6 protein-coding genes and 3 pseudogenes are annotated in these 10,444 nt (G+C 65.8%); 4 read left to right on the top strand and 5 right to left on the bottom strand.

The features are described from left to right. The 5 genes and pseudogenes from ACMUOY_RS19550 to ACMUOY_RS19530 form a co-directional block, all read right to left on the bottom strand. Positions 1-250: pseudogene (locus ACMUOY_RS19550) on the bottom strand (monofunctional biosynthetic peptidoglycan transglycosylase); the annotation flags it as partial. A gap of 4 nt (positions 251-254) precedes the next feature. Next, on the bottom strand, positions 255-1,103 hold the full coding sequence (gene aroE / locus ACMUOY_RS19545) for a shikimate dehydrogenase (RefSeq protein ID WP_413894409.1): 849 nt from the start codon (positions 1,101-1,103) through the stop codon (positions 255-257). Positions 1,104-1,117: 14 nt separating this feature from the next. Next, positions 1,118-1,978: an energy transducer TonB gene (locus ACMUOY_RS19540; protein WP_413894408.1), complete on the bottom strand. Its 861-nt coding sequence runs from the start codon at positions 1,976-1,978 to the stop codon at positions 1,118-1,120. Further along, a complete protein-coding gene (locus ACMUOY_RS19535; RefSeq protein WP_413894407.1) occupies positions 1,975-4,035 on the bottom strand; it encodes a ribonuclease catalytic domain-containing protein in 2,061 nt (686 codons plus the stop codon). The genes ACMUOY_RS19540 and ACMUOY_RS19535 overlap by 4 nt, the downstream gene beginning before the upstream one ends. A gap of 33 nt (positions 4,036-4,068) precedes the next feature. Further along, entirely contained in the window at positions 4,069-4,653 is a 585-nt protein-coding gene (locus tag ACMUOY_RS19530) for a YqiA/YcfP family alpha/beta fold hydrolase (protein WP_413894406.1), read from the bottom strand. A gap of 62 nt (positions 4,654-4,715) precedes the next feature. Between ACMUOY_RS19530 and ACMUOY_RS19525 the strand changes: the two genes are divergently transcribed. From ACMUOY_RS19525 to ACMUOY_RS19510, 4 genes and pseudogenes are all read left to right on the top strand, one after another. Continuing rightward, positions 4,716-6,302: an alkaline phosphatase D family protein gene (locus tag ACMUOY_RS19525; protein ID WP_413894405.1), complete on the top strand. Its 1,587-nt coding sequence runs from the start codon at positions 4,716-4,718 to the stop codon at positions 6,300-6,302. A gap of 40 nt (positions 6,303-6,342) precedes the next feature. Continuing rightward, entirely contained in the window at positions 6,343-7,503 is a 1,161-nt protein-coding gene (rodA, locus tag ACMUOY_RS19520) for a rod shape-determining protein RodA (protein WP_413894404.1), read from the top strand. Between the two features lie 105 nt (positions 7,504-7,608). After that, a pseudogene (locus ACMUOY_RS19515) lies at positions 7,609-9,042 on the top strand (IS1182 family transposase); the annotation flags it as partial. 465 nt (positions 9,043-9,507) lie between these two features. Beyond that, a pseudogene (locus tag ACMUOY_RS19510) lies at positions 9,508-10,358 on the top strand (IS1380 family transposase); the annotation flags it as partial. Between the last annotated feature and the right edge of the window lie 86 nt (positions 10,359-10,444).

Genomic DNA, 10,444 nt, shown 5'->3' with positions numbered 1-10,444 from the left:
CCGAGGCGATCACGGCGCGCTTCAGGTGGTCGGAGATCTGCGCGTAGGGCACCCATTGCTGGCGCCAGCGCAGAGCGTCTTTTTCCGTCACGATGCGCCAGGCCTCCGAACGCTCGAAGGTGGTGGACGACGGGTCCACTACCGACATCAGCGCGATACGGCCGATGAAGAACAACTGCAGCGCCACGCCCGCCAGCGCCACTTGCAGCAGCCAGCGCAGGATGCGGAACGTCAGGGTGGCTCGGGCCATGGCTTCAGGTCTTGGGCACGCTGTCCACGATCGCGCGCAGCTCGACCAGCACCGTCAGCGAGTGCGGGCGCACGCCGCGCCAGATCAGGAAGGATTCGGCCGCCTGCTCCACCAGCATGCCCAGGCCGTCGCGGGCTCGCGCGCCGTGGGCCCTGGCCCAGTCCAGAAAGCCCTGCGCGGCGGGGCCGTACATCATGTCCAGCGCCAGTGCGCCCGGCTTCAGCACCGAGGCTGGCACCGGCACACCCGCGCCGCCCAGGCTGCTGGCGGTGGCGTTGACCACCACGTCGAAACCATCGGCCAGTTCAGGGGCATCCAGCGCGCACGCCTGCAGCGTGACGCCAGCCTGCGCGGCCAGCGCCGCATGCCGCTGGGTCAGTTCTTGCGCACGGGCGACGGTGCGGTTGGCGATCACGAGGCGCCGGGGCTGCTGGCCGATCAGCGGGCCCAGCACGCCGGCCGCCGCGCCGCCGGCGCCGATCAGCAGCAGGTCGCGCCCGGCCAGCTCGACGCCCGCATTGCGGGTGATGTCGGCCACCAGGCCGGGGCCGTCGGTGTTGTAGGCGCGGATGTCCTCGCCGTCGAACTGCAGGGTGTTGGCCGCGCCGGCCAGCGCCACGCCGGGGCTTTGCCAGGTGGCCAGGGCCGCGGCCTCGTGCTTGAACGGCACGGTGACGTTGCAGCCGCGCCCACCACCGGCGCGAAAGGCCATCACGGTGGCGGCAAAGCCGTCCAGCGGCGCCAGCTGGCGCTCGTAGCGCAGCGGCTGGCCGGCGAGTTCGGCAAACCGGGCGTGGATCCACGGCGAGCGGCTGTGCGCCACCGGGTTGCCCATCACGCAATACAGATCCATGTCAAGGAACCGCTTCAGCGGCTGGTCAGGTTGGTTTCCAGGGTTTCGTCGCGCGTGAACCGGAAGCGCGACACCACCACGATCTGGTCGGCCTGGCGGCGCATGGCCTCGTTGAAGCGGCCAAAGGGCGCGGCGCTGCGCGCGATGGCCATGGCGCGGCGGTCCAGCGTGAGGCTGCCGGATGTCTGCACCACCTCGACGTCGATCACGCGCCCGTCGCGGTTCACGGTCAGGATCATGGTGAGCTCGCCATAGAGCTTGCGCCCGGCCGCGGTGGGAAAGTTCTCGGTGCCCTTGTCCTCGATCTTGCGGCGCAGCCGGTCGTAGTACACCGCGTACACCTCCTCGCGCGTGGCGGGGCTGATGTAGCGCTTCTTGGGGCGGGCGTTTTCTTCGTTCACGCGCCGTTCGATTTCGGCCAGCAGCTTGAACAGCTGGCGCCGGCGCTCCTCGCGCGCCACCGCCTCGGGCGTGTTGCTGGGCTGCCTGGGGTCGGGCGGGGGCAGGGCGGCGAGTTGCTGGCGGAGCTGCGCCAGCAGCAGCATCTGCTGCTCCTGCATGGCCTCGATCTTGCGCTGGGCGTCTTCCGGGGAGTCGCCCAGCTCGGTCAGCGCCGAGGCCGGCAGGGGCGTGGTGGCGCGCCCCTTCTCCGCGTCGCCGCCGCCCGCCAGCGTGTGCTGGGCAATCGCCTTCGCCCTGGCCGGGTCGGGTTTCTCGGCGCCCTTGGCGTTGACCAGGATCACCTCCAGCGGCGTGTCCTGGAAGATGCGGTTGAAGCCTTCCGGGTCGACAAAGCGCACCGTCAACAGCACCGCATGCACGGCAATGGAGACGCCCAGCGCGATCTGGAGGGTGCTGAAAGACCGGAAATTCACGATGCGGAATTATCGCCCGGTGCTGTCTCGGGCTCGTTCACATCCAGCGCAATCGCGATCGGCCCGGCCGCGGGTTCGTCCTCGTCCTGCGTGTCGTCTTCCACCATGGGCGCCGCATCCAGACGCTCGATCACGGTGCCGCTCACGTCCAGCGCAATCTCGTCGACCTCGCCCAGGCGCACGCGCAGCCGCGCGCCGCGCGTCAGCCCCTGCGCGCCCAGCACCGGGAAGACCAGCGGCAGTTCGTCGGCGCGCACCAGCCAGCTGCCGCCGGGGCCTTCCTTGAAGGTGGTGGCCACCAGTTCGGTGATGCCCTGCTGCTCCAGGTATTTCAGCGTCCAGAAACGCTCCATGCCGGCCTGGTAGCCGTTGTAGGCGCTGTAGGCGGCATCGAAGGCGCTGATGATCGAGAACAGCTCGGCGTCCTTGGGCTTGAACGGCGCGGCCAGCGCGGCCGTCTTGCCGTGGCGGGCGCAGGCGATGATCTGCCACTGGTTCACCAGGTCGGTGTAGCGGCGCAGGGGTGAGGTGCTCCAGGCGTAGCTCTTGACGCCGATACCGGCGTGCGGCAGCGCCTTGGTGCCCATGCGCACCTTCACGCCGGGCGCCAGGCTGGCCTGGCTGCGGTAGATGCCGGGCACGCCGAGCTCGGCCATCCAGTTGCCCCAGGTGCTGTTGGCCAGGATCATGGCCTCGGCCACGATCAGGTCCAGCGGCGCACCGCGCTGGCGGGTGCTGATCTGCACCGGCTCTTCGCCGGTGGGCACGTTTCCCTCGTTTCCGACAAGGCGAAAGTTGTAGTCTGGCCGGTTGAAGTTCTCCGGCTTGCCGCGCACCACCTCGCGCCTGGCCTTCAGGTCTTTGGCGAGTCGGTATAAAAATGAGAGCACCTCACGACCGATCGGCGCTGGGCTGGTGCCATTTTGATGCTCAAAGTCGGGATTTTCGAGCCATTCGGCGGTGATCAGGCCGTCCAGCTGGTCGTGGCGCAGGTTGGCGGTGATCGGCACGCGCTCCAGCCGGGTCTCGGTGGCCTTGATCTCCAGCGTGGCCTCGTCCAGCGCCACGTAGAGCGACACCGCCGGCACGTCGCGCCCCTCCGACAGGGTGTAGGTCTGCACCACGTCGTCCGGCAGCATGGTGATCTTGTAGCCCGGCATGTAGACCGTGGACAGGCGCTGGCGCCCCAGCAGGTCGATGGCGCTGCCGGGCGTGATGGCCAGGCCCGGCGCGGCGATGTGGATGCCGACGACCACCATGCCGCTGCCCAGGCCCTGCACCGAGAGCGCGTCGTCGATCTCGGTCGTCTGCGAGTCGTCGATCGAATACGCCTGCACGGCGGCCAGCGGCAGGTCGTCGGTGATGGGCGGCGCCTGCAGAGCCGGAAAACCGGTGCCCTTGGGAAAATGGTCGAGCAGAAAGCGCTGCCAGTGGAACTGGTAGGGCGATGCGATGGCGCCGGCCTGCTGCAACAGCGCCAGCGGCGGCAGCCGGGTGGCGCGCGAGGCCTCGACCACGGCCTTGTACTCGGGGGCGTTCTTGTCCGGGCGAAACAGGATCTTGAACAGCTGCTCGCGGATCGGCTCCGGGCAGCGGCCGGCGGCCAGCTCGGCCGACCAGTCGGTGATCAGCTGCTGGATGACTTTTTTCTTCTCGATCGCGGCCAGCGCCTGTTGCAGGATCTCGGCCGGGGCCTTCTTGAAACGGCCCTTGCCGGCGCGGCGGAAGTAGTGCGGCGCCTCGAACAGGCGAAACAGGGCGCCGGCCTGCTGCGCCAGCGTGGCGTCGGCGCTGAAATAGTCGCGCGCCAGGTCGGCAAAGCTGAATTCACCCTCGGGCGCGAACTCCCAGGCCAGCTCCAGCTCAATGGTCTGTGCCACGGCAGCGGCCTGGGCCAGCAGCTCGGCCGGGGCCGGCTTCTCGAACTTGATCAGGATATTGGCGGCCTTGACCTTGACCCGTTTGCCGCTGTCCAGCTCCACCTGCGAGGAGGCCTCCGCCTCCGACAACACCCGCCCGGCCATGAATTTGCCGGCTTCTTCAAACAATACATGCATGGCCGGGATTGTCCCAGCAATCCGGCAGGCCCCTCAGCGCAGGCCCAGAAAGGCAAAAAGCTCGTCGAGATGGTCGCCGAAGTCGCTCAGGGCGTGATCGCCGCCGCTCAGCAGCTTGATCCGGGCACCGGGGTAGCGGGCGGTCATCTCGCGCCAGTCCAGCACCTCGTCGCCCTTGGCGATGATGGCGAAAAAGCGCCCCGGCTGCCGCAGCGGGCCGGGATCCAGTGCGCGCAGCTCGTCCACAAAGGCGGGTTCGAAGAAGAAATGCTCCTCCGGGGTGTGGAACTGGGTCTGCTCGCCGATGTAGGCGGCCAGGTCGCGCGCCGGGTCCACCGCCGGGTTCAGCAGCACGGCCGGGCAGCCGGTCTGCTGCGCCACCCAGGTCGCGTAAAAGCCGCCCAGCGAGGAGCCGATCACCGCCATCGACGCGCGCGGCCAGCCGGCAATGCCCTGCATCACCCCTTCCATCGCCTGGCGCGGCGAGGGGGGAAGCTGCGGGCACCACCAGGTGACGCCGGGGTTGCGTGCCTGGACGCGGGCCGCGACCTTTTGCGCCTTCGCCGACAGCGGGGAGGAGCGGAAGCCATGGAGATAGAGCAGATGGGTGACGGGCATGGGACGATCGTAGCGGGGGGCGCGGGCTTGTGTCACGATGGCGAGCCGGAGACTGATCCACGATGACCCCTTCAACGAACCGCCGCCACCTGCTCAAGCTGGCCAGCGCCGCGGCCAGCACCCTGTGGCTGCCGCGCAGCGCCTGGAGCCAGGCCCGTTTCAGCGGCAACCCTTTCGCGCTCGGCGTGGCCAGCGGCTCGCCCACGCACGACAGCCTGGTGCTGTGGACCCGGCTGGTGCAGACCGGCCTGTTTGGGAGTTCGACGCTGGGGACCGCGCCCCTCACGGTGCGCTGGGAGATCGCCGACGACGAAGGCTTCACGCGCATCGTGCAAAGCGGTCAGGCGCAGGCGCTGGCCGAGCTGGCGCATTCGGTACACGTGGAGGTGGCGGGGCTGGCCCCGGACCACTGGTACTTCTACCGCTTCATGGCGGGCGACGCCGTCAGCCCGATGGGACGCACCCGCACGTTCCCCGCGCCGCAGGCGCCGGCCAGCCGCCTGCGCCTGGCCTATGCTTCATGCCAGCGCTGGGAGCATGGCTATTTCAGCGCCTGGCGCCACCTGCGCGACGACCAGCCCGATGTGGTGCTGTTCCTGGGCGACTACATATACGAGTACCCCGGCGCCCCCAACGCGGTGCGCCAGCCCACCGGCGGCTGGGTGCTGACGCTGGACGACTACCGCGCCCGCTACGCGCTGCACCGCAGCGAGCCCGAACTGCAGGCCATGCACGCAGCCTGCCCCTGGCTGGTGACCTGGGACGACCACGAGGTGCAGAACGATTACGCCGGGCTGACGCCGGGCAACAGCGGGCCGCCCGTGGCGGACTTTGCCGCCCGCCGTGCGGCGGCCTACCAGGCGTTCTACGAGCACATGCCGCTGCGCGCGAGCGTGTTGACGCAGGCGCTGGCGGGGCTGGCCAGCGGCGCCGAGATGCGCATCTACGGCCAGATTCCCTTCGGCCGGCTGGCCACGCTGTATTTGCTGGATGACCGGCATTACCGAGACCCGCAGGTCTGCAACCGCAATGGACGTTTTGGCTCCGGCATGGTGGACCCCGAGCGCTGCCCCAGCTGGGACGACCCGCAGCGCACCCTGCTGGGCGCCGTGCAGGAGCAATGGCTGGACCGCGCCTTCGAGCAGGCGGCGGGCGGCGCCACCTGGAATGTCGTCGGCCAGCAGACCCTGTTCGGCCGGCGCGACTTCCGGCCCGGCCCGGGTGTGACGCTGTGGAACGACGGCTGGGACGGCTACGAGGCTGCACGGGGGCGCCTGACCGACTCGTTGCAGCGGCATCGCCTGGCCAACCCGGTGCTGCTGGGCGGCGACGTGCATGAAAACTGGGTCGGCCACGTCAAGGCCGACTACGCCCGGCCCGACAGTGCGGCGCTGGGCGTGGAGTTCTGCGGCACCAGCATCACCTCGCGGGCGGCTGCGGCCGACAACTTTGCGGCCCTGCTGGCCGAAAACCCGCACTTCGTGTTTGCCGACAACACCCGCAAGGGCTACGGCCTGGTGGACTTCACGCCGAAACACCTCACCACCACGTTGCGCGTGGTCGACGACGTGACCCGCCGCGACACCCGCATCGAGACCCTGGCCCGCTTTACCGTGCAGGCGGGGCGGCCGGTGATCGAAGCGGCCTGACCCTGCGGCGCCGGGGCAGTCGGCGCGGGATAATCGCGCCATGGCCACCGCTTCTGTCTTTGACCGCCCCTCCCTCTGGAGGCGCATCAGTCCTCTGCTGACGGGGTTCGACGGGCCGTTGGCGTTTGCGCTGTTCCTGCTGGGGTGCGTCGGCCTGGTGACCATGTATTCGACCGCCTTTGACTTCGGCGGCCGCTTTGTCGACCACGGCCGCAACATGCTGCTGGCCGGTTTCGTGATGTTCGTGGTGGCGCAGATTCCACCCCAGCGCCTGATGGCCCTCGCCGTGCCGCTGTACGTGCTGGGCGTGGCCCTGCTGGTGGCGGTGGCAGTGTTTGGCATCACCAAGAAGGGCGCGCGGCGCTGGCTGAACGTGGGGGTGGTCATCCAGCCCAGCGAAATCATGAAGATCGCCATTCCGCTGATGCTGGCCTGGTGGTTCCAGAAGCGCGAAGGCCAGTTGCGCCCGCTGGACTTCCTCGCGGCCGGCGCGCTGCTGGCGGTGCCGGCGGCGCTCATCATGAAGCAGCCCGACCTGGGCACCGCGCTGCTGGTGCTGGCGGCCGGCCTGTCGGTCATCCTTTTCGCCGGGCTGAGCTGGAAGCTGATCGTGCCGCCGGTGCTGGTGGGTCTGGTAGGCATCGGGCTGGTGGTGTTTTTCGGGGACGACCTTTGCGCCGACGGCGTGCGCTGGCCGGTGCTGCACGACTACCAGCAGCAGCGCATCTGCACCCTTCTGGACCCCACACGAGACCCGCTGGGCAAGGGCTTTCACATCATCCAGGGCATGATCGCCATCGGCTCCGGCGGCGTCTGGGGCAAGGGCTTCATGCAGGGCACGCAGACGCACCTGGAGTTCATCCCCGAGCGCACCACCGACTTCATCTTCGCCGCCTACGGCGAGGAATTCGGCCTGATTGGCGGCCTGGTGCTCATTGCCATCTATAGCTTTCTGGTGCTGCGTGCGCTGGTGATTGCGCTGGAGGCGCCCACGCTGTTTTCGCGACTGCTGGCCGGCGCGGTGGCGATGATCTTCTTCTCGTATGCCTTCGTGAACATGGGCATGGTCAGCGGCATCCTGCCGGTGGTGGGCGTGCCGCTGCCCTTCATCAGCTACGGCGGCACGGCCATGTTGACCCTGGGGCTGGGGCTGGGCATCCTGATGTCGATCGCCAAGTCCAAGCGGCTGGTGCAATCGTGAGTGACTGCCTGCCAGCGAGGCTGTGTGAAAACACACTGATTTTGTCCACTCTCTGAAGTCCTGCTGCGTTGACACTAACAACAAGGTGTTGATGGAGGGCAGAAGATGACCCGATTCATCCAGGGTAGCGATCGAAACCAGGTCGCATTGCTCCCGGAGTGTCTGGATGATTTCATTGCCGAGGACAACACTGCGCGGGTGGTGGATGCGTTCATCGGCGAGTTGGACATGGAGGCGCTGGGCTTTGAGGGTGCAATGCCGGCAGCAACCGGGCGCCCCTCGTACCACCCGTCAGTGCTTCTGAAGGAGTATCTCTACGGCTACCTCAACCGCATCCAGTCCAGTCGCCGCCTGGAGCGCGAGTGCCAACGCAATGTGGAGCTTATGTGGCTGACAGGTCGTTTGGCCCCGGACTTCAAGACCATCGCAGACTTCCGTCGGGACAACGGCAAAGGCATCTGCAATGTGTGCCGGCGCTTTATGCTGCTGTGCCGGGAACTCAAGCTGTTTACGCAAGCTGTGGTCGCCATCGATGGCAGCAAGTTCAAGGCCGTCAACGACCGCGAACGCAACGACACACCGGGCAAGGTTGAACGACCCGAGCGTGAACTTGAAGAAAGCATCCAGCGCTATCTCGATGCACTGGAGACGGCAGATCGAACGCAGCCCATGTAAATGCAGGCCAAGACCGAATGCTTGCAAGGCAAGATCCAGAAGATGCGCCAACACATGCGAGACCTGCAGAAGATCAAGGCGCAGCTGGAGACTCAGCCTGATCGGCAACTCTCCCAGACCGACCCGGATGCACGGGCGATGACGACCCACAGTGCCAAAGGCACGGCCATGGTGGGCTACAACGTGCAGACAGCGGTAGACACCAAGAATCATCTGATCGTGGCGCATGAAGTCACCAACACGGGTAGTGATCGCTCGCAACTCAGCAAGCTTGCGCTGGCGGCAAGTGAGGCCATGGGCCGCGCCGGGTTGCAAGCCATCGCTGATCGTGGCTATTACAGCGGCCTGGAACTCAAGGCTTGTGAAGACGCAGGCATTGCGGCGTATGTTCCCAAGCCCATGACTTCAAGTGCAAATGCCGACGGGCGGTTCGACAAAGGGGACTTCATCTACATTGCACGCGAAGATGAGTACCTGTGTCCCGCAGGCAATCGGGCTATTCATCGATTCACCAGCGAAGAGAAAGGGATGCAGATTCGCATTTATTGGAGTAGCGCCTGTATTGGATGCGCGATCAAGGCGCAATGCACCCCCAGCAGTTCCCGGCGCATTCGACGTTGGGAGCACGAAGCGGTGATGGAATCGGTGCAGCATCGGCTTGACCGCATGCCCCAAGCGATGACAGTGAGAAAGAGCACTGTCGAGCATGTATTTGGAACACTCAAGCAGTGGATGGGCTGGACACACTTCCTGACGCGTGGAATGGGAAACGTGTCCACCGAAATGAGCTTGAACGTGTTGGCTTACAACCTCAAGCGTGTCATCAGCATTCTGGGTATTACCCAAACGATAAAGGCAATGCGGTTGGTGAGTGCACAGGCACCTTCTCAGATCAAAAACGCAGCCTCAGAGCGTTCACGAGGCCAATTTGGCAAAGTTACCGCCGGTCTGGCACGTCGCAATACTGTTCGGGATTTCTGGGGTCGATTGCAAGCAGGACCTGTCGGGCAACAGCCGCTGCTGACGAGTTATCACACAGCCTCCAGCAGTGGGGTGCAGCGAAATAACCTTCCACTTCGTCGGCCCAAGAAAATCATTTCAAGCTCCGACCAATGCGTGAGATGCCAACCGGAGATGAGCACCCGGGGCGTGGATTGTTTGCAGGCGGTCTCTTTCGATACCTTGGACCTGCAACACGACAGACGCCAGACAAGAACTTTTCCATGCCAGCCCGAATATTTCACGTAGAGGAGTCGGCTGTCCCGCCCGAATGCACATTGTCATTGGCATCTATTGCCAATCACAAAATGGGGCTGCCAGTGGCAGGCGATACCGAAGAAACCGGGGCGAACACGATTGAATTTTGGTCGGCTTGGGCGCCGAGTCGTGGAGGGACGGTTTGATGGCGGCAGCATGACCAGCGATGGTGGGATCGTGCTGCTGGGGGAAACCGACCGCAGGCTCGGCCTGCGCTGCATCGCTGATCCGCGCAGCTCGCCATTGATCAAGCACGGCGTGCGCGACATGTTGCGCCAACGGGTGTACAGACTGGCGCTGGGCTGCTAGGACCTGAGCGACCACAGCAAGCTGCGCCAGGACGTGGCACTACGAACAGCCGTCGGCGTTGATCGTAAGGTGGCCAGCGCGCCCACGCTGTGCCGCCTGAAGAAATGGGCAGGCCGGGCTACTGCCAAGCGGCTGCACGAGGTGCTGGTCGATCAATTAATCGCTAGCCTCAAGAGCGCGCCTGAAGAGCTCGTACTCGACTTTGACGCCGCTGACAACCCGCCGCATGGCCAGCAGGAGGGGCGCTTTTTCAATGGCTACTACGACTGCTATTGCTACCTGTCGCTGCACGAGTTCTGTGGGCAGCAACTGCCGTGCGCCTACCTGCGTCCCAGCCGCATCGATGGCGCCCGGCACGCTGGCGCGATTCTCAAGCTGCTGGTCACACGCCTGCGTCTGAAGTGGCCCCAGATGCGCATCGTGTTGCTGGGCGACTCGGACTTTGCGGGCAGCGCATCCTGAACTAATGCGAGCGCGCCGGGGTGCACTACATCGTGGGCCTAGCGCGCAATCCCCACTTTCAAGGCATCACGGAGTTTCTCGAACTGGCGATGAAGGACGAATTCGAGCGTGCAGCTAACAAGCTGCGCGAGGTGGGTGAATTCGTCTATGCTGAACCGCCTCGGATTTTGAAGAGGCTCATTTCTCTGAGAGGATTGAGCAATGACAAAGGCAAACAAGTTTTCAGCCGAGGTACGCG

The organism is Candidatus Skiveiella danica (genome assembly GCF_022705245.1).
GTDB classification, from domain to species: Bacteria; Pseudomonadota; Gammaproteobacteria; order Burkholderiales; family Burkholderiaceae_C; genus Skiveiella; species Skiveiella danica.
Note: the sequence above shows the minus strand (reverse complement) of the source record. Positions and strands in the feature narration are given on the sequence as shown.

Coding starts and splice junctions, on each gene's coding strand:
- aroE (WP_413894409.1), bottom strand. CDS start 1,103: ATGGATCTGTATTGCGTGATGGGCAACCCGGTGGCGCACAGCCGCTCG.
- ACMUOY_RS19535 (WP_413894407.1), bottom strand. CDS start 4,035: ATGCATGTATTGTTTGAAGAAGCCGGCAAATTCATGGCCGGGCGGGTG.
- ACMUOY_RS19530 (WP_413894406.1), bottom strand. CDS start 4,653: ATGCCCGTCACCCATCTGCTCTATCTCCATGGCTTCCGCTCCTCCCCG.
- ACMUOY_RS19525 (WP_413894405.1), top strand. CDS start 4,716: ATGACCCCTTCAACGAACCGCCGCCACCTGCTCAAGCTGGCCAGCGCC.
- rodA (WP_413894404.1), top strand. CDS start 6,343: ATGGCCACCGCTTCTGTCTTTGACCGCCCCTCCCTCTGGAGGCGCATC.